Source organism: Cryobacterium sp. AP23 (genome assembly GCF_054075385.1).
Genome location: NZ_CM133415.1, coordinates 501,902 through 520,790, shown reverse-complemented (window position 1 = coordinate 520,790; position 18,889 = coordinate 501,902). Strand labels below are relative to the sequence as shown.

Below are 18,889 nucleotides of genomic sequence, written 5' to 3'. Positions count from 1 at the left end.
CATAAGCGTCATTCTTAAGTAACCCGCCCGTAATAGGGTCGGGGAAGCCGCAGTGTGCGACATTTCTAGTCACCCACGCCTACGTCGTTTGGAGTAAACCCGCATGTTCCGCGATTCGTCCGAAGTGCTCTCGTTCATCAAGGACACCGATGTCAAGTTCCTTGATCTCCGTTTTACCGACCTGCCCGGTGTGCAGCAGCACTTCAACATCCCCGCATCGACGGTTGACGAGGACTTCTTCACCGTCGGCCAGATGTTCGACGGCTCCTCGATCCGCGGTTTCGCGTCGATCCACGAATCGGACATGCAGCTCATCCCCGACGTGACCAGCGCCTACATCGACGCGTTCCGCGCCGAGCGCACCCTGATCATGCTGTTCGACATCTACAACCCGCGCAACGGCGAGATCTACGCCAAGGACCCGCGCCAGGTGGCCAAGAAGGCCGAGAAGTACCTCGCCTCCACCGGCATCGGCGACACTGCCTACTTCGGCTCTGAGGCCGAGTTCTACATCTTCGACGACGTGCGCTACGAGGTCAACCAGCACACCAGCTTCTACTCCGTCGACTCCAGCGAAGGCGCCTGGAACTCCGGGCGCAAGGAAGAGGGCGGCAACCTCGCCAACAAGACCCCGTTCAAGGGCGGCTATTTCCCGGTCAGCCCGGTCGACCAGCACGCCGACATGCGCGACGACATCTGCCTCAAGCTCATCGACGCCGGCCTGATCCTCGAGCGCAGCCACCACGAGGTCGGCACCGGCGGCCAGGGTGAGATCAACTACAAGTTCGACACCATGGTGCACGCGGCCGACGACCTGCTGAAGTTCAAGTACATCGTCAAGAACACCGCCCACGAGTGGGGCAAGACCGCAACGTTCATGCCCAAGCCGCTCTTCGGCGACAACGGCTCCGGCATGCACACCCACCAGTCCCTCTGGGCCGACGGCAAGCCGCTGTTCTACGACGAAGCCGGCTATGGCGGACTCTCCGACGTCGCCCGCTGGTACATCGGTGGCCTGCTCAAGCACGCGCCGGCCGTTCTGGCCTTCACGAACCCGAGCGTCAACTCCTACCACCGCCTGGTCCCCGGCTTCGAAGCCCCGGTCAACCTGGTCTACTCGGCCGGTAACCGCTCCGCCTCGATCCGCATCCCGATCACCGGCACGAACCCCAAGGCCAAACGCCTCGAGTTCCGCGCCCCCGACGCCTCCGGCAACCCGTACCTCGCGTTCGCCGCACAGCTGATGGCCGGCCTCGACGGGATCAAGAACCGCATCGAGCCGCACGAGCCCGTCGACAAGGACCTCTACGAGCTGCCGCCCGAAGAGGCCAAGAACATCCCCCAGGTTCCCGCTTCCCTCGAAGAGGCCCTGCAGGCGCTGGAGGCCGACCACGACTTCCTGCTCGCCGGCAACGTCTTCACCCCGGAGCTCATCGAGACCTGGATCGACTACAAGCGCGAGAAGGAAATCAAGCCCCTCGCGCAGCGCCCGCACCCGTTCGAGTTCGAACTGTACTACGGCGTCTAAGCACCACCCAGTTCACCACTGAGTGAACGACAGCGGGACCGCACCTTCCGGTGCGGTCCCGCTGCAGTTAACCCGAGAACGGGCCTGGACGCTCCACCGGGCCGTAGAACCGGCGCTCGAACACGGCGCGGGCCCGGCGAGTGACAGACATGTAGTCCTCCTCCAGCTGGTTCGCGGAGCCCGGCGGGTACTCCAGCAGGCGGGCCACCCCGTCCAGCTGCATCCGGTCGCTGGGCAGCACGTCCGCGGTCTTGTTCGACCACAGCGTGATGGCCGAGCGGCACCGGGAGGCGAGCAGCCAGGCCGCCCGGAGGGTGCCAGCTTCGGCGTCGGTCACGAAACTGTGCCGGGCGGCTTCCTCGAGTGCATCCAGCGTGGACGTGGTGCGCAACGACGGCAGCGCAGCGGCGTGCTGCAGCTGGAGCAGCTGCACGAACCATTCCACGTCGCTCAATGAGCCCCGGCCGAGCTTGAGGTGCCGGTTCGGGTCAGCGCCCTGGGGCAGCCGTTCGTTCTCCACGCGCGCCTTGATGCGCTTGATCTCACGCACGTCCTGTTCGGCGATCGCCGCCGGGTAGCGCACGGTGTCCATCACCGCGTGGAAGTCCACCAGCAGGGCGGGCTCGCCCGCGATACCGTGGGCGCGGAGCAGCGCCTGCGCCTCCCAGGTCAACGACCACCGGCGGTAATACGCCTGGTAGGAGTCGATGGAGCGCACCACGGCGCCGTTCTTGCCCTCGGGGCGCAGGCCGATGTCGAGGTCGAACGGCAGCCTGCTGTCGTCGGTGAGCCGGTTCAGCTCCCGCACGATGAAGGTGGCCCGGTCGTGCGCCGCACCGCCCTCCAGAGCGCCGGGGCGGAAGACGTACATCACGTCGGCGTCGGAACCGAAACCCAGTTCGGCTCCCCCGAACCGTCCCATCGCGATCACCGCGAACTCGATACCGTCCGGGGCCAGCGGGCCGTCGTCGCCGGTGAGCCCGGTGCCGCGGATGGCGCCGAGCACACCCTGGATGATCACCGTCGCCACATCCGTCAGGCCTGCCGCGAGCTCGTCGATGCTGATCCGGCCGAGGATGGCGGAGAGGGCCAGGCGCAGCATCTCCCGGCGCCGGCTGGTGCGCAGCACCGATGCCGCCGCATCGGGGCTGCCGTGCCGGGCCAGGACGGCGCGGGCCTCGTCCTGCAGGACCGCCAGCGGGCGTGGCCGCAGTTCGTCGTCGTGTTCCAGCCAGGCGACGGCCTCCGGAATGGTCTCGAAGAGCTCCCCCACGTACCGGGAGGCCGAGAGCACCTTGGTCAACCGTTCGGCCGCGCCGGAGGAGTCCCGCAGCATCCTGAGGAACCAGTAGGTCGAGCCCAGGCTGTCGCTCAGGCGGCGGAAGGCCAGCAGGCCGTAGTCCGGGTCGGCGCCGTCGGACAACCACTGCAGCATCACGGGCAGCAGGTGCTGCTGGATGGTTGCGCGGCGTGAGACGCCGCCGGTGAGAGCGGCGATGTGGGCCAGGGCTCCCGCCGTGTTCCGGAAGCCGATGGCGGCGAGCCGGGCCTCGGCCTGGGCACTGGTGAGATTGAGTCCCTCGGCCGGCAGCGCGGCGACGGCGGAGAGCAACGGCCGGTAGAACAACCGTTCGTGCAGGCCGCGCACACGATGCTTGGTGGCCTCCCACCGGGTTGTCAGCGCGGCCGCGCTGGTGGCCAGCCCGGTCGCCCGTGCCAGCACCCGCAGGCCGGCCTCGTCCCGAGGGAGCAGGTGGGTGCGGCGCAGCCGGTCCAGTTGCAGGCGGTGTTCCATCAGCCGGAGCATCCGGTAGTCCTGGGCGAATTCGGCGGCCTCCGCGCGTCCGACGTAGCCGGATTCGGCCAAAGCCGCCAGGGCCGGGAGCGTGCCGGGTTGGCGAACGTCGGGGTCCGCCTGGCCGTGCACGAGCTGGAGGAGCTGCACGGTGAACTCGATGTCCCGCAGCCCGCCCGGGCCGAGCTTGAGTTGCACGGCGACCTCGTCCGCCGGGATGTTGCTGGTGACGCGTTCGCGCATCCGCTGCACGGAATCCACGAAGTTCTCCCGGCTGGCGCTGGTCCAGACCTTCGGGGCGACGGCGGCGACGTAGCGCGAACCGAGGTCCAGGTCGCCTGCCAGCGGATGCGCCTTCAGCAGCGCCTGGAACTCCCAGCTTTTCGCCCAGCGGTCGTAGTACGCGATGTGCGAATCGAGGGAGCGCACAAGCGCGCCGGATTTGCCCTCCGGGCGGAGGTTGGGGTCGACCTCCCACAGTTCGGGTTCCATGCTCGGTTGGTTCAGTCCCCGCATCATGAGGATCGCGAGCCGGGTGGCGATGTCGACGGCCCGGCCGGTGGCGAGCCCGGCGGCTTCGTCGCCCTCGGCGACGAAAATGACGTCGACGTCGCTGACGTAGTTGAGTTCGCCCGCCCCGGCCTTGCCCATGCCGATCACGGCGAGTTTGGTCCGGCGCACCTCATCGACGAGGAAGACACCGTGCGCGGCGACCGGCCCGGAGATCATGCCCCTGGCGACGGCGAGGGAGGCCTCGAGGGCGGCGGCGGCCAGGTGCGCCAGCTGGCGTGCGATCAGGTCGAGCCCGGCGATGGGATCGGCCTGCTCCAGGTCGTACGCTGCCAGTTCGGCGAGCCGGCGGCGGTACCGGACCCGCAGCGCCACCCAGCCGTCGTCCTCGAGGAGGTCGGCGAATCCATCCGTCGCGTGCACTGCGGCGAGGAGGTCTGCGGTCAGCGCGGCCAGGCTGGGCAGTACCGTCGTCTTCTCGTGCAGCACGGACAGTTCGGCCGGGTGCCGCAGGAAGAAGTCGGTCAGCCCGGTCGACGCCCCCGCCACGAGGACCAGCCGCTGCAGCGCACCGGGATGCCGCCGGAGGGCGTCGAACTCGGCCGGGGCCTGGCGCACGAGCGACAGCACGGCGAAGAGCGCCGCGTCGGGGTTCGCGGCCCGGCTGAGCAGCGGGAAGAGGTCGGAAGGATCCGACCCGCCCAGCTCGCTCACCTCGTCGAGACGGGCGCGGGCCTCGCCGAGATCGGCGAAGCCCACGCGAGCGAGGTCTGTCAGGGTCAGCTGTTCTCGCGCCATGTTCTGTCCCTTAACCGAGCTGCCCTGTCGTGGACGTGTCCCTAGAGCATCTCGAGGTTCTTATTGAGTTCGAAGGGGGTGACCTGGGAGCGGTACTCGCGCCATTCCTGGCGCTTGTTGAGCAGCACGTAGTTGAAGACGTGCTCCCCCAGCGTCTCGGCGACGAGCTCCGACTCCTCCATGTACTGGATGGCGTGGTCGAGGCTGGCGGGCAGCTGGTGGTAGCCGAGCGCACGACGCTCGGTGTCGCTGAGCCCCCACACGTTGTCCTCGGCTTCCGGGGGAAGCTCGTAACCTTCTTCGATGCCCTTGAGCCCGGCGGCGAGCATCAACGAGTACGCGAGGTACGGGTTCGCTGCGGAGTCGATCGCGCGGTACTCGATGCGGGAACTCTGGCCCTTGTTCGGCTTGTACAGCGGCACCCGGATGAGCGCGGAACGGTTGTTGTGCCCCCAGCAGACGAAGCTGGGCGCTTCGTCGCCACCCCAGAGCCGCTTGTAGGAGTTGACGAACTGGTTGGTCACTGCCGTGATCTCCGGCGCGTGCCGCAGCAGCCCAGCGATGAACTGGCGACCCGTCGTGGACAGCTGGTACTGCGCGCCGGCCTCGTAGAAGGCGTTGGTGTCGCCCTCGAACAGGGAGAGGTGGGTGTGCATGCCGGAGCCGGGCTGGTCGGAGAGCGGCTTGGGCATGAACGTCGCGTAGACGCCCTGCTCGATCGCCACCTCCTTGATGACGGTGCGGAAGGTCATGATGTTGTCGGCCGTGGTCAGCGCATCGGCGTAACGCAGGTCGATCTCGTTCTGGCCGGGGCCGGCCTCGTGGTGGCTGAACTCGACGGAGATGCCGAGATCTTCCAGCATGCGCACGGAACGGCGGCGGAAGTCGTGCGCGGTGCCGCCGGGCACGTTGTCGAAGTAGCCGGCGGAATCGACCGGGACGGGACCGTTCTTGCCGAACTTGGACGACTTGAGCAGGTAGAACTCGATCTCGGGGTGTGTGTAGAACGTGAAGCCACGCTCGGCCGCCTTGGCGAGGGTCCGCTTGAGCACGTTGCGCGGGTCAGCGACCGCAGGCTGGCCATCCGGGGTGGTGATGTCGCAGAACATCCGCGCCGTCGGGTCCACCTCGCCCCGCCAGGGCAGGATCTGGAACGTGGTGGGGTCGGGGTGGGCCAGCACATCGGCCTCGAACGAGCGGGTGAGGCCTTCGATGGCGGAGCCGTCGAATCCGAGGCCCTCGGCGAAGGCACCCTCCACCTCGGCGGGCGCAATGGCCACCGACTTCAGGGTGCCGACCACGTCGGTGAACCATAGTCGAATGAACTTGATACCCCGTTCCTCGATGGTCCGAAGAACGAAGTCGCGCTGCTTGTCCATTCACGCCCTTTCTTGTTGCACCTAGGCTACCGGCTGCCGTCCGTCCGCGGGTCATAACCGGCTGATCGCAACGATGAATGGGTCGCGGAATCGGGCGCTGAGTACACTGAAGCCATGCCAGAATCACCCACACCGGACGCCGCCAACGCCGTCGAGGTGCAGAACCCGTACGTCAGCGCTCCCCCCGGGCCCAAGCGGGTGCGCACCAGACATTTCCAGAACGCGAAGCAACAGGGCATCCCGATCACGGGCCTGACCAGCTACGACATGATGACGGCGCAGATCTTCGACGAGGCCGGCATCGACTTCCTCCTCGTGGGCGATTCTGCGGGCAACAACGTGTTCGGCTACGAGACCACGCTGCCGGTCACGGTCGACGAACTCATTCCGCTGACCCGCGCGGTGGCGCGCGCGGTCACCCGCGCCCTGGTCGTGGCGGACATGCCCTTCGGCAGCTACGAGACCGGGCCGTCCGAGGCTCTCCGCACCGCGGTGCGGTTCATGAAGGAGGCCCAGGCGCACGCCGTGAAGCTGGAAGGCGGCGTACGCAGCCGCAAGCAGATCAAGCGCATCGTTTCGGCCGGGATCCCGGTGATGGCGCACATCGGTTTCACTCCGCAGAGCGAACACGGCCTGGGCGGGCACATCATCCAGGGCCGCGGCGCCGGTGCTGACGCGCTGATCGCGGATGCCCTCGCCGTGCAGGATGCCGGTGCGTTCGCTGTGGTGCTGGAGATGGTGCCCTCAGAGATTGCGGCGCAGGTCACCGAGCGCCTGGACATCCCCACCATCGGTGTCGGTGCCGGCCCCGGCGTCGACGGCCAGCTGATGGTCTGGACCGACTTCGCCGGCCTGACGGCCGGGCGGGTGCCGCGGTTTGTGCGGCAGTACGCCAACCTGCGCGGCGTGCTCACCGACGCCGTCCACGCCTTCAAGGACGACGTGGACTCCGGCGCCTACCCCGGCGCAGAGCACAGCTACGAGTAGCGAGGACCGCGACTCAGCGGTCGTCGGCGGCGTCGTCCTCTGCCCATTTGGCGCTGTTCGAGCGCAGCTTGTCGAGGGCGTGCGTCGCCTCATCGAAGGTCGAGAACGGTCCGACCCTGTCGATGGACGGCGACAACAAACCCTGCTCGACGGCGCCCGTGCGCATGTTGTACCAGAACTGGTGTTCAGTATCTTCGGCCATAAGCTTGATCCTATGCCTAAGGATTCTGCCGGTCACCTCATTCCGGGAACCGTGTCCAACCACCGTTCCGTTCCCGCCCACATCGATCGACCGGAATACGTCGGGCACACCGCGCCCGCCCGCTTCACGGGCTCGGACGTGTACTCCCCCGAACGCATCGAACTCATCCGGGAGTCCGGCCGGATCGCCGCCGAAGCGATCCAGGCCGTGGGGAGGGCCGTCGTGCCCGGCGTCACCACCGAGGAGCTCGACCGGGTCGGCCACGAGTTCCTGCTGCGCAACGACGCGTACCCGTCGACCCTCGGTTACCGGGGTTACCCCAAGTCGCTCTGCTCGTCGGTGAACGAAGTGATCTGCCACGGCATCCCCGATGACACCGTCCTGGAGAACGGCGACATCGTCAACATCGACATCACCGCGTACAAGAACGGCGTGCACGGGGATTCGAACGTCACCTTCATCGTCGGCGAGGCCTCGGAAGAGGTCACCCAGTTGGTGGAGCGCACCAGGGAGGCCCTGGCGCGTGGCATCAAGGCCGTCGCGCCCGGCCGTCAGGTCAATGTGATCGGTCGCACCATCGAGTCGTACGCCCGCCGGTTCGGCTACGGCGTTGTGCGGGACTTCACCGGCCACGGCGTCGGCGACGCCTTCCACTCCGGCCTGATCATCCCGCACTATGACTCCGCACCCCAGTACGACACCGTGATGGAGGTCGGGATGGTGTTCACCATCGAGCCGATGCTGACCCTGGGCACCAGCGAGTGGGACATGTGGGCCGATGACTGGACCGTGCTGACCCGGGACCGCAGCATCACGGCGCAGTTCGAGCACACCCTCGTCGTGACCGAGCGCGGCGCCGAAATCCTCACCGTCGTCTAGCCGGTAGATTGTTCCAATGAGTTCATCCACTGCCATCGGCATCGATATCGGCGGAACCGGCATCAAGGGAGCAGTGGTGGACCTCTCCACCGGCGCCCTGCTTTCCGACCGCGTCAAGCTGCCCACCCCCAAGGGCGGCCGCCCGCAGGACATCGTCGAGACCACACGGCAGATCCTGGCCACCGTCTCGGCCGGCGCCGGGGACCTGCCCATCGGGGTCTGTTTTCCGGCCATCGTGAAGAACGGCCACACCATGTCCGCGGCCAACGTCTCGGACAAGTGGATCGGGCTCGCCGCTGAGTCCCTGTTCGAGAAGGGGCTCGGCGTGCCCATCCACTTCGTCAACGACGCCGACGCCGCCGGCTACGCCGAAGCCACCTTCGGTGCCGCCAAAGGCGTCGACGGGGTCGTGCTGCTCACCACCCTGGGCACCGGCATCGGCACCGCACTGATCAACGACGGCGCACTGGTGCCCAACACCGAGTTCGGCCACCTCGAAATCGACGGTGTCGACTACGAGACCCGCGCCGCGTTCTCGGCCAAGGAACGCGAGGACCTGAGCTGGTCGAAGTGGGCCGGCCGGCTGCAGAAGTATTACTCCCGCCTGGAGGCCCTCTTCTCCCCCGACCTGTTCATCGTCGGTGGCGGCGTCTCCAAGCACCACGAGGACTTCCTCCCGCTGCTGAAGTTGAACACCCGAATCATCCCGGCCGTGCACCGCAACAACGCGGGCATCCTGGGCGCGGCGGCCCTGGCCGCGACGCACGCCCCGCGCACTGTCTGACGCGGACCGGTCTGAGGCCGGCTGGGTCTGACGCTGGCTCGGCCTGAGGCAGGCTCGGCCTGAGGCCGGCTCGGTCTAAGGCAGGCTCGGCCTGTGGCAGGCGCCGGCGGCGGGTCAGGCGGCCGATTGCGTGCCGGGCCGGGCCGAGTTGCGTTCCTGGCGTGCGCGCCACCACTCCTGCACCCGCCGGGCCTGGCGGCGGACCAGCTGGGTGAGCCGGTGCGCGGCAGGGAACTCGGTGCCGAGGACGGCGACGCCGACGAACACGATCAGCCAGCCCGGACCGGGAAGGGGCACCAGGATCAGGCCCACCGTGATGACGGCCAGGCCGGCAACGGCAACGAGCACACGATACGGCGCCCGGATACGCGGGTGCCGGTGAATCCAGGCCCGTGAACTGGTGAGCGCCCCACGGAGGCGGGACCAGCGTCTGGCCGGGGGCACCCGGAGGGGCGTCACCGCGGCGCTGGTCTGGGTCCCGGATGTGCTCATGGGGCCAGCGTAGGAGCCCCGGCTGGGAATGCGCCAACTCTTCGCCGACGTGCATCCGATTCCCAGCAAGAGTGGAATGGGCCGGCTATTACGCCGGGTTCTGTCTGGGCTTTCGCCCTGGACGGCCATCTATCTCGGGACTACGTTGCCGCAGCCCTCTAGCGGTCTACCCGGAAACTCGGCGAGCCGCCTTGGCGTTTCCTGTTCGACCTTGCTCCGGACGAGGTTTACCTAGCCGGCCAGGTCACCCTGGCCGCTGGTGGTCTCTTACACCACCGTTTCACCCTTACCGCGGGCCTGGGCCTGCGGCGGTCTACTTTCTGTGGCACTGTCTCGCGGGTTGCCCCGGGTGGGTGTTACCCACCGCCCTGCTCTGTGGAGCCCGGACGTTCCTCGGCATCCCCGGCTCCGAAGAACCCGGGATGACGCGACCGTCTTGCCGACCCATTCCGTTGACCGAGCCTACAGGCCCGCGGCGCCGATGCGTAAACCGCGGGCCGGTGCTCAGATGCCGGATTCTTCGGTGCGCACCAGGATCGCGCCGCAGTCCGGGCAGAAGACGATCTCGTCGGCCGGGGCAGCCCTGACCTCTTCGAGGTCGCTGCCGGTGAGGGTCATCGTGCAGCCGCTGCAGGTGCGGGCGCGCAGCAGTGCGGCAGCGTTGCCGCGGCCCACCACCCGGCGCTTCTCGTAGAGCGCGGCCAGGTCAGCACCGATGGCGGATGCGATGGCCGACCGGTCCCTGGCCAGTTCGCCCAGTTGCCGGTTGAGGTCCACCAGCAGGGCGTCCCGCTCGGCCTCGATGCCGGCCACCTCCGCGGCCGTGGTGGCACGCTCGGCCTCCGTCTCCGCAACGCGAGCTTCCTTCTCCTCGAGCCGCTCCATCACGGCCAGCTCGATCTCCTCGAGGGCGCCGAGACGCTTGGCCAGGGCGGCGAGCTCGGTCTCGAAGGCATGCACGTCCTTGATCGACGAGGTGTGCTGGGCCCGCTCGGTGTCCCTGGCGATGCGCTTCTCGACGACCTCGACATCGGACTCGATGCGGCCGAGCTCGATACGCGCGTCCTCGACCTCACCGGTACGGCCGGTCAGGACGGTCTTGGAGGCGTCGAGGGTACGACCCAAAGCCGCGAGAGCAGCGTGCTGCGGGAGCGCCTTGGCCTGGTGCTCGACCTGCTGAAGCTTGGTGTCCATGGCCTGGAGCCGCAGGAGCTCCTTCTGCTCAACTGGAGATGCCTTCACAATGACCTGACCTTCATGATTATGGAGTTGGAAAAAACCGGGGGTGGGCCTTGGCTCACTGGGTGACGACGAAATCCCACGGATCGGTGCGCAGGTCGCTGACCGAGATGGCGACGCCGGGCAGCCGTTCGGCCAGCTGCGCGGCCGCAGTGTCCAGCCAGAGCCACTCGCTGGCCCAGTGTGACACGTCGATGAGGGCTGGACCACCACCGGCGACGCCGGACTGCTCCCGGGATTCGGACGCCGGGTGGTGGCGCAGGTCTGAGGTGATGAAGACGTCGGCGGAGAGCACGAGGGATTCCCGCAGGAGCGAGTCCCCCGCGCCGCCGCAGAGGGCGACGGTTTCGATCACGTCCGAGTATCCGCCGGCGACCCTGACACCCGACGCCGTCGGAGGCACCAGCTCGGCCAGGAGCCGGGCGAGGGTGCCAAGGGTCACTGGTTCCGGCAGGCGGCCGACCCGGCCGATGCCGGTGCCGGCTGCGGCGCCGGCGGTGATCGGACGCACGTCGGTCAGGCCCAGCCTGCGGGCGAACACGTCGGAAACGCCGTCGGCGACGACATCGGCGTTGGTGTGCGCAGCCAGGAGGGCGCAGTCGGCCCGGATCAGGCGCGCCAGCAGCGCGCCCTTGTAGCGGTCCTCTGCCACGCTGGTGACCCCGCGCAGGAGGAGGGGGTGGTGGGCCAGCAGCAGATCGGCCCCGGACTCGACGGCCTCGGCGACGGTGTCGGCGACCACGTCGACGGCCAGCAGGATGGAGTCCACCCGGCTGGCGGGGTCGCCGCTGAGCAGGCCCGGCGCGTCCCAGTCCTCTGCACCGGAAAGCGGCCACAGGTCATGGGAAATCCGGGCTACATCAGCGAGCGAGAATGACACCACGCCAGCCTACTAGCCGACTCACCAGCCGAGCGTGCCCGGCGCGCCCTTGAACGGTCCGACGATCCGGTCGGTGATCCAGCCGCCGTAGAAGTCGCCCGGCTGGGCGCGCACGATCTCACCGTCCACCCGGCACTCGTCCAGCCGGCCCGGGTACACGGCTACCCGGCCGGCCAGGGCCTCGAAGCCCGGCTCCGGGGTGGGGTAGTACCAGGCGACGGCGTCCAGCCGGCGATCACCCACGACGATGGCCAGGTACCCGGCCAGGCCCTTGTACTCGCAGATGCTGTGCCCGTTGACGGGCCGCAGAACGCCGGGGGCGAAGGCGTCCCTTGGCAGGTAGTAGGTGGGCGGATGGCTGGTCTCGAGCACCCGGACGCTGTCCCGGGTGTCGAGGATCACCGCTCCGTTGAACCGAAGCACGATGTGTTCCCGGCTCGGTTCGACCCGGGGCGGGCGCGGGTAGTCCCACACCGACTCCTGGCCGGGTCCAGGCGCCGGATGGCGCAGAGCGGAACCGCTCATCATCGCTACCGTGGCCGCAGGCCGGCGCCGTACACGGCCGCCTGCGTACGCCGGGCCATTCCGAGCTTGGCGAGCAGGCCGGAGACGTAGTTCTTCACGGTCTTCTCGGCCAGGTCGAGCTGGTCGCCGATCTGCCGGTTGGTCAGGCCCTCCGCGATGAGCTCAAGGACCTGGCGTTCCCGGGTGGTGAGGTTGGAGGTGGGCGAGTCCGCGGCGGTTCCGGTGAGCTCGGTGACGACCTTGCGGGTGACGGCCTTCTGCACGAGGGACTCCCCCCTGGCGACCCGGCGGATGGACTCGACGAGGTGCTGGCCGCGGATGTCCTTGAGGACGTAACCGGCGGCCCCGGCCAGGACGGCGGAGTAGCTCGCCTCGTCGTCGTCGTAGGCGGTGAGCATCAGGCACTGCACCTCGGGGTTCGCCGAGCGGATGGTGCGGCAGACGTCGATTCCGCTGCCATCCGGCAGCCGAACGTCGAGCACGGCGACATCCGGCACTGTTGCCGCGACCCGCGCGACGGCCTGCCGGGCGGTGGAGGCCTCGCCGACGACCTCGAGGTCGGGTTCGGCGTTGATCATGTCGGCGATTCCGCGTCGCACGACCTCGTGGTCGTCCACCAGGAAGACTCGGATCATCACGATTCCTTTCGTACAGGTTCAGGTTCGATGGGGGCGGTCCAGCGCAGGCGGCTGCCGCCCCTGGCCCGGTTCTCGAGCACGAGGTCGCCGCCCCACTGCTCGGCGCGCACCTCCAGGTTGGCCAGCCCGCTGCGACGGTCCGATTCGACCACGCCGACCCCGTCGTCGACGATCTCGATGACGACGAGATCGTCGGCCACGCTGAGGTTCACGACCGTCTCGGTGGCGCCGGCGTGACGGATGACGTTCATCAGGCCCTCGCGGATGACCGCGGCGATGTCGTCGGACATCGCAGGCGGGGTGAGGAGGTCGATCGGCCCGGTGAAGACCAGCCGCGGCGTCTGCTCGAACAACGAGGCGAGTTCGCTGAGCAGGTCGATGACGCGGTGCCGGATGGAGCCGCGATCCCGGCTGGTCTGGGCGGTGAGGGCGAAAATGGCGGTGCGGATCTCCACGATGGCGACATCGAGGGCGACGACTTCCTCGATGATGCGTTCGCGCACATCCGGGTCCTCGACCGAACCGCTGATGGCCTGCAACCCGATCCCCGCGGCGAAGACCCGCTGGATGACGTTGTCGTGCAGGTCCCTGGCGATGCGGCTGCGGTCCTCCAGCAGGGCGAGCTTCTGCCCGGCGCTGCGTCCCCTGGCCAGCTCGAGGGCGACGCTGGCCTGGCCGGCGAAGTCGGCGGCCATCTCCAGGTCGCTTGTCGTGAAGCGGGGGCGCCCCGTGGAGCGGGACACTGTCATGACCCCGTGGGTACGGCCGGCGGCGAGCAGCGGGATCACCATGGTCGGTCCGAGCACCAGGCGGGCATCCGCCTGGTCGAGGCTGGCTCCGCCGTCGGCGGTGAGGATCGGCTGGCCGCTCTCGAACGCCCGCCCGACCGTGGTGCCGGCCGCGGGGATCACCAGGCCCTTGACCTGCTTGCCCTGCTTGCCCCGCGCCGTGTCGACGATGAGGTTGTCGACACCGGCGGCCAGGACCACGCAGACCAGGTCGGCATCGGCCAGGGAGGCGAACCGCTCGGCCAGCAGCTCGAGTGACGCATCCGCCCGGTCGGACAACAGTGCGGCACTGATTTCGGCGGAGGCGGCCGACCAGCGCTGGCGGCGGCGGGTCTCGTCGAACAGTCGGGCGTTGTCGATGGCGATGCCCGCGGTGGCGGCCAGCGCGGTCAAGAGCTCTTCGTCCTCCTCGCTGAAGGCACCGGAGATCTGGTTGGACAGATAGAGGTTGCCGTACACCTCGCCGCGCACCCGGACGGGAACACCGAGGAAGCTGTCCATCGGCGGGTGGTGCGCGGGGAAGCCGGAGGACCTCGGGTCGGCACCCAGGTGGGTCAGTCGGATGGCGTGCGGGTCGTCGATCAGGGCGCCGAGGAGTCCATGGCCGGCGGGGAGGTGCCCGATCTCGGCGGCCTCCTCATCGGAGATGCCCACGTGGATGAACTGCTCGAGCATGCCGCTCGGGGCGATGACGCCGAGGGCGCCGTACCGGGCGCCGACGAGGTCGACCGCGACGTCGACGATGCGGCGGAGGACGGCGGCGAGGTCGAGTTCTTCGACGACGGCCTGACTGGCCTGGAGCAGGCTACGGAGCCGGCCCTGGGTGGCGAGCACCTTCTGGGCGTTCAGGACCAGTTCGGAAAGCGCCTGGTCGAGGGCGGACCGCGGGCCGTCGGGAAAGGAAAGCCTGGTCTCAGGAACGGTCACAGAATACGTCCCCTTTCGGTCGGCGCTAGCCCAAAGTGTACCTGACTGGGACCTTCGGCCCTTTCGTTGATTTCCGCCCCGGCGCATTCTGGATGTGTGACATCTCCCGAAGCACCACGGGAAGAAGAACTGGAGATCAACTCATGGTTGAGAGAGTGATCGTAGCCGTTGACGGGGGTCCCGCGAGTCGCGCCGCCCTGGATTGGACATTGGCCAGGGCCAGGTCCATGCCCATCCACCTGGAGTTGACCACCGTCGTCGAACTCGGCTGGTCACCGGTCGAGGGCGCAGACGATGACTTCCAACCCGCGTACGAACGTGCACTGGCCGAGGCCGCCGGGTACGTCGACGGGGCAGACGCCGGGCTGAAGCCCACCAGTGTGGTCCGGCGCGGCGCTCCCGTCGACGAACTGGTGCGTGCATCTGCCGGCGCGGACCTGCTCGTCATCGGCACGAACAAAACCGGCGTCCTCGTCGGCGCGGTCCACGGCACCCTGCCGCTTCGCCTGGCGGCTCACGCGCGGTGCGCCGTTGCCGTCGTGCCCACCGGCTGGACCGCCGGTGGTGACAGCGTTGTCGTCGGCGTCGAGGACGACGTGTTGATGGACGCTCCCCTGGCCGCCGCCGCGGCCGAGGCCACCGTGCGCGGCCTGCCCCTCACGCTCGTACATGCCTGGTCGATCCCGGCCACCCTCGGCGTCGATTTCGGTGCCTCGGTGCCGTTCGATGCCCTCATCGAGGCGCACACCGACATCCTGGCGCGCGCGCTGGACCGGGTCAGGTCGACCCATCCGGCACTCGAGGTCAGCACTGAACTCACCCAGGGTGCCGCGGCACCGGCCCTGGTCGGCGCGGCCGCGTCGGCCGCGGTGCTTGTGGTCGGAACGCACGGCCGCGGAGCGGTCGCCGGGCTGATCCTGGGGTCGGTGAGCCACGATGTGCTCCTGAACATGCCGTGCCCGGTGATCGTCGTTCCCCGAACCCCGCGGCGTGCCGCGGCCGAAGAGCCGGGCGTGTCCCGGTGAACGCCACCTATTACATCGGCGTCGACGGATCCGGCCCGAGCCGCGCCGCGCTGCGATGGGGTGTGCGCCGGGCCGCCGAACGCAACGCGGCAGTGGTATTGGTCAACACCGTCGACGACGAGTGGGGCCTGGTCGGCCGCGACGCCTCCGCCGACGCCGAACGCCAGGCCAGGGAGCTGCTCGCCGAGGAGTCCGACCGGGTCGCCGCCCTGCACACCGGGGTGACCCTGACCACCCGGATCGTCCACGGCGGTACCGCCTGGGAACTGGCCCGGCTGCCGCAGCCGGAGGACCTCCTGATCGTCGGCACACACAAGACCGGGTTCCTCCGCGGCCGGGTGCTCGGCTCCCGCAGCGTGCAGATCGCCTCCGCGGCCAGGTGCTCCGTCGCCATCGTGCCCGACACGACGCTCGAGTCCCGCCACGACGTGGTCGTCGGCGTCGACGGCAGCGAGGGCTGCCTGCCGGCTGTGCGGATCGGAGCCCAGGAAGCCGACCGGCTCGACCAGGACCTCCTGCTCGTCTACGCTCCCCCCGGCCGCTCAGAGGCGACGGACGAGCGCAGCCCGCAAACCGCCCGGCTCCTGATCAACGCTGCGGCGGTCGCATCGGCCACCGCGAACCGGATCACCGTGAGGCGGCGGGTGGCGCACCGGGACCCGGCGGAGGCGTTGCTGGACGCCAGCTTCGACGCCGCCCTGCTCATCCTGGGAGTGTCGGCCAGGCACGGCGACCACGCGCTGATCGGTTCGGTCACCCACGACGTCCTGATGAACATCAACGTGCCGGTCCTGATCGCCAGGGGAACGGGTTCCGCCGCGGAGTCCCAGGCGCTGGCGTCAGCCGCCAACGCCTGAGTTGTCCCTTACCCGTCGCTGAGACTCAGTAGTCGAAGAGACTCAGTAGTCGAAGAGGCTCAGTAGTCGAAGGGGCTCAGTAGTCGAACTCGTCGAACTGCGGCGACCCCTGCGGGGCGCCGGCCCAGGCCAGCGACGCCAGGCGGGCGCCGAAGCGGGCCTTGTCCCTGATGGCGTCGCTCGTGGCAGGCTCGGTCAGTTCCCTGACGCCGTCGGCGCTGGTGACGCTCATCAGCGCGCTGGACGAGCCGATCAGGATCTGCGCGCGGCCGTGGCTGCCGTCGGCGGCGAGGACGGGGATGTCGATCAGGTCGGTTTCATTGCGGTTGCCCAGGGCTTCCGCGTAGAGCATGACCGCGTCGGCCAGCTCATTGCCGGTGACGATTGAACCGCCCGAATGGAAAATACGTTTCATGATGCACCCCTGCGGACTCTCGAGATTGGAGACGTGGCGCAACCGGGGTCTGGGGCTGTAGCGCAATACTACGACGGCGGGGACTAAATGGCGAGGTCTCCGCTGACGATCCGGGCGGCGACCTCCGCCAAAGGGATGCCGTTCTCCCGCGCGTGCCGGCGGATCATGGTGAACGCATCGTCCATGTTCGCGGAGTGGGTGTATGACACGACGCCCTTGGCCTGTTCGATGACGACCCTGCTGTTGAGGGCGTATTGCAGCTGCTGGCGGGCGATGTCGCTCCGCCGCAGCGCACGCTCCTGCAGGATGCCGATGGTGGCCACGTCGGCCAGGGCCTGGACGGTCGGCGCGTCTACGGCCGGGATGCCGCCGGTGCGGTCCCAGAACAGGTTGAGCGAACCGATCGTGTCCGTCCGCAGCCGCATCGGCACCGAGAACATCGACGCGAACCCCTGCTCGAGCGCACCCGCGCGAAACCGCGGCCACTTCGGCCCCGAGGCGTCGATGTCGGGGACGGCGACGGGGTGTCCGGTGACCACGCTCTCCACGCAGGGTCCGCTGCCACTGCGCAGCTGGAGGATCTCGACGAGGCGGCTGCGCTCGTTGGTGGAGGCGACGACCTCGAGCTCGGTGTTGTCGGTGAGGATGATGCCGGCGGCGGACGCGTCGAACAGCGGGACGCACTGCGACACCAGGGTGTGCAGCAGGTCCACGAGGTCGTAGCCGACGACGAGTGTGTCGGCGAGCGTCACGAAGGCCTCGACAAGCTGGCCTTCACGGGTCTGGGTCGCCATTACTCCATCATAAGGACTCGGGCGGGGGCTCCAACGGGTCGGCCCATTCGCTGGCGAAGTCGATCCTGCGGGCGACGATGTCGGCCGCGACAGCGCGCACCGTGCGGCCCCGCGCGAAGGCGTAGGCGTTGATGACCAGGATTGCGTCGGACGCGCTCACCCCCAGCTGCGCGAGCACCATGCCGGTGGCCTGGTGCACCTCGCGGCGGGAGAAGCCTTCCGCAGGCCCGTCATCCTCGGCGTCGTGGGCAGGAAGGGCGGCGATGCTGCGCCGGAGCACCTGCCGGGCGCAGATGCCGGAGAGGGCCGTGGCGTCAGCGATCTGGGCGTCGCTGAGCGGGCCGGGGCGGGTGTTGTACAGGTCGACCGCACCGATGTTCAGTGCCCCAAGGACCAGCGGGAAAGCGAACAGCGCCCCGGCCTGGCTGCGGTCGAGGGCCTCTCCGAACAGGGGCCAGCGTGAGCTGTCCCGGCTGAGGTCAGCGGCGAACACGGGGCGCCGTGCCGCCATGGCATCCCAGCACGGGCCCTCGCCGAGGTCGAATTGCAGCTCGTCGATCCGCGCCGCGGCGGTGTCGCTGGCGCACACGGTCTCGCTGCCGAAGGTCGGCCCGAGGGTGGAGATCGCGGCCCCCGTGACGGGAAGCGCCCGCAGGAAGGGGCGGCACAGGCTGGTCCGTCGTTCGAAGGCCATCGACAGGTCCCTGGCCGCGGCGCTGAACGCGAGCCGGTCAGCCATGCCTGCACCCGACCGGCAGCCGCGCCTGTTGCTGTGCTGCCATGTCGACCCTCGCAACTGGTGGGCCCTACCGGGCTCGAACCGATGACATCCACGGTGTAAACGTGGCGCTCTACCAACTGAGCTAAAGGCCCCGACCGGCACGTGCCGGGAAGGATGGAATCAGCCTAGCGGCAATTCCGGACGGCTACGAAACGTGCGCGGCGGGCTGCAGCTCCTCCAGCGCGGCCCGGTACGCGTCCAGCGAACGTGCCTGGCCCGGTGCGGTGATGAAACTCGCCCGGATGATGCCGCGGGTGTCGATGAGGAACGTCGCCCGGTTCGCGAATCCCTTGTCCTCGAGGAAGACACCGTATTCCTTCGCCACGGCGCCGTGCGGCCAGAAATCCGCCAGCAGGGTGAAGCCGTACCCTTCCCGCTCACCCCAGGCGCGCAGGGTGTGCCGGGAGTCAACCGAGATGCCGATCAGTTCCACGCTGTTGTCGGCGAACAGCGCGAGGTTGTCCCGCAGTTCGCACAGCTCGCCGCTGCAGATACCGGAGAAGGCCAGCGGGAAGAACACCAGCGCCACGGCTTTCTCGCCGCGGTACCGGCTGAGCTGGATGCGCTCTCCGAACTGGCTGACGAGTTCGAAGTCGGGTGCCTGGGTGTCATTCTCCAGAGCCATGGGTGCGTGTCCTTTCCGGCCATCGGGGAACGATGGCTGAA

General features: G+C 68.7%; 19 protein-coding genes, 1 tRNA gene and 1 other RNA gene. 6 read left to right on the top strand and 15 right to left on the bottom strand.

Features of this window, described 5'->3' with window-relative positions; translation table 11 throughout:
* The first annotated feature begins 103 nt into the window (after positions 1–103).
* Positions 104–1,528, top strand: coding sequence for a type I glutamate--ammonia ligase (gene glnA, locus ACU5E9_RS02460; protein ID WP_456812064.1), 1,425 nt, complete (start codon positions 104–106; stop codon positions 1,526–1,528).
* Between the two features lie 67 nt (positions 1,529–1,595).
* On the opposite strand, the gene ACU5E9_RS02455 is transcribed toward glnA (ACU5E9_RS02460), so the two are convergent.
* Entirely contained in the window at positions 1,596–4,631 is a 3,036-nt protein-coding gene (locus ACU5E9_RS02455) for a bifunctional [glutamine synthetase] adenylyltransferase/[glutamine synthetase]-adenylyl-L-tyrosine phosphorylase (RefSeq protein WP_456812063.1), read from the bottom strand.
* Positions 4,632–4,672: 41 nt separating this feature from the next.
* Positions 4,673–6,010 (bottom strand): type I glutamate--ammonia ligase, encoded by a 1,338-nt coding sequence (glnA, locus tag ACU5E9_RS02450; RefSeq protein ID WP_066595282.1) that lies wholly within the window; start codon positions 6,008–6,010, stop codon positions 4,673–4,675.
* A 114-nt stretch (positions 6,011–6,124) separates the two neighbouring features.
* Here glnA (ACU5E9_RS02450) and panB point away from each other — a divergent pair, with 114 nt between their 5' ends.
* A complete protein-coding gene (panB, locus tag ACU5E9_RS02445) occupies positions 6,125–6,997 on the top strand; it encodes a 3-methyl-2-oxobutanoate hydroxymethyltransferase (protein ID WP_456812062.1) in 873 nt (290 codons plus the stop codon).
* Positions 6,998–7,010: 13 nt separating this feature from the next.
* Here panB and ACU5E9_RS02440 read toward each other — a convergent pair whose 3' ends face one another.
* Positions 7,011–7,199, bottom strand: a complete 189-nt coding sequence (locus ACU5E9_RS02440; RefSeq protein WP_456812061.1) for an SPOR domain-containing protein — start codon at positions 7,197–7,199, stop codon at positions 7,011–7,013.
* A 12-nt stretch (positions 7,200–7,211) separates the two neighbouring features.
* Here ACU5E9_RS02440 and map point away from each other — a divergent pair, with 12 nt between their 5' ends.
* The gene (map, locus tag ACU5E9_RS02435) at positions 7,212–8,078 is read left to right on the top strand and encodes a type I methionyl aminopeptidase (RefSeq protein ID WP_456812060.1); all 867 of its coding nucleotides are present in this window, start codon (positions 7,212–7,214) and stop codon (positions 8,076–8,078) included.
* Between the two features lie 16 nt (positions 8,079–8,094).
* On the top strand, positions 8,095–8,862 hold the full coding sequence (gene ppgK / locus ACU5E9_RS02430; RefSeq protein ID WP_456812059.1) for a polyphosphate--glucose phosphotransferase: 768 nt from the start codon (positions 8,095–8,097) through the stop codon (positions 8,860–8,862).
* Between the two features lie 114 nt (positions 8,863–8,976).
* On the opposite strand, the gene ACU5E9_RS02425 is transcribed toward ppgK, so the two are convergent.
* The 7 genes from ACU5E9_RS02425 to ACU5E9_RS02395 form a co-directional block, all read right to left on the bottom strand.
* Positions 8,977–9,354, bottom strand: coding sequence for a TIGR02611 family protein (locus tag ACU5E9_RS02425; protein ID WP_456812058.1), 378 nt, complete (start codon positions 9,352–9,354; stop codon positions 8,977–8,979).
* Positions 9,355–9,427: 73 nt separating this feature from the next.
* Positions 9,428–9,801, bottom strand: an RNA gene (rnpB, locus tag ACU5E9_RS02420) — RNase P RNA component class A.
* Positions 9,802–9,858: 57 nt separating this feature from the next.
* Positions 9,859–10,596: a zinc ribbon domain-containing protein gene (locus ACU5E9_RS02415; protein WP_456812057.1), complete on the bottom strand. Its 738-nt coding sequence runs from the start codon at positions 10,594–10,596 to the stop codon at positions 9,859–9,861.
* Between the two features lie 55 nt (positions 10,597–10,651).
* Positions 10,652–11,473 carry a Nif3-like dinuclear metal center hexameric protein gene (locus ACU5E9_RS02410; protein ID WP_456812056.1) on the bottom strand — a complete coding sequence of 274 codons (822 nt, stop codon included), beginning with the start codon at positions 11,471–11,473 and terminating at the stop codon, positions 10,652–10,654.
* 21 nt (positions 11,474–11,494) lie between these two features.
* Positions 11,495–11,998 (bottom strand): DUF427 domain-containing protein, encoded by a 504-nt coding sequence (locus ACU5E9_RS02405; RefSeq protein WP_456812055.1) that lies wholly within the window; start codon positions 11,996–11,998, stop codon positions 11,495–11,497.
* Between the two features lie 5 nt (positions 11,999–12,003).
* A complete protein-coding gene (locus tag ACU5E9_RS02400) occupies positions 12,004–12,633 on the bottom strand; it encodes a response regulator (RefSeq protein WP_297371442.1) in 630 nt (209 codons plus the stop codon).
* Positions 12,633–14,351, bottom strand: coding sequence for a sensor histidine kinase (locus ACU5E9_RS02395; protein WP_456812054.1), 1,719 nt, complete (start codon positions 14,349–14,351; stop codon positions 12,633–12,635). Before ACU5E9_RS02395 ends, ACU5E9_RS02400 begins: the two co-directional genes overlap by 1 nt.
* 92 nt (positions 14,352–14,443) lie before the next feature.
* Here ACU5E9_RS02395 and ACU5E9_RS02390 point away from each other — a divergent pair, with 92 nt between their 5' ends.
* Positions 14,444–15,376 carry a universal stress protein gene (locus ACU5E9_RS02390; protein ID WP_456812053.1) on the top strand — a complete coding sequence of 311 codons (933 nt, stop codon included), beginning with the start codon at positions 14,444–14,446 and terminating at the stop codon, positions 15,374–15,376.
* Positions 15,373–16,233, top strand: a complete 861-nt coding sequence (locus tag ACU5E9_RS02385; RefSeq protein WP_456812052.1) for a universal stress protein — start codon at positions 15,373–15,375, stop codon at positions 16,231–16,233. Before ACU5E9_RS02390 ends, ACU5E9_RS02385 begins: the two co-directional genes overlap by 4 nt.
* Before the next feature lie 76 nt (positions 16,234–16,309).
* Here ACU5E9_RS02385 and ACU5E9_RS02380 read toward each other — a convergent pair whose 3' ends face one another.
* The 5 genes from ACU5E9_RS02380 to ACU5E9_RS02360 all read right to left on the bottom strand — a co-directional run bounded on the left by ACU5E9_RS02380 (position 16,310) and on the right by ACU5E9_RS02360 (position 18,848).
* The gene (locus ACU5E9_RS02380; RefSeq protein WP_456812051.1) at positions 16,310–16,648 is read right to left on the bottom strand and encodes a hypothetical protein; all 339 of its coding nucleotides are present in this window, start codon (positions 16,646–16,648) and stop codon (positions 16,310–16,312) included.
* Between the two features lie 83 nt (positions 16,649–16,731).
* Positions 16,732–17,442, bottom strand: coding sequence for a GAF and ANTAR domain-containing protein (locus tag ACU5E9_RS02375; RefSeq protein WP_456812050.1), 711 nt, complete (start codon positions 17,440–17,442; stop codon positions 16,732–16,734).
* Between the two features lie 7 nt (positions 17,443–17,449).
* Positions 17,450–18,181 carry a GAF and ANTAR domain-containing protein gene (locus tag ACU5E9_RS02370; protein ID WP_456812049.1) on the bottom strand — a complete coding sequence of 244 codons (732 nt, stop codon included), beginning with the start codon at positions 18,179–18,181 and terminating at the stop codon, positions 17,450–17,452.
* 58 nt (positions 18,182–18,239) lie between these two features.
* A tRNA-Val gene (locus ACU5E9_RS02365) sits at positions 18,240–18,315 on the bottom strand.
* Between the two features lie 53 nt (positions 18,316–18,368).
* On the bottom strand, positions 18,369–18,848 hold the full coding sequence (locus ACU5E9_RS02360; protein ID WP_456812048.1) for a peroxiredoxin: 480 nt from the start codon (positions 18,846–18,848) through the stop codon (positions 18,369–18,371).
* Between the last annotated feature and the right edge of the window lie 41 nt (positions 18,849–18,889).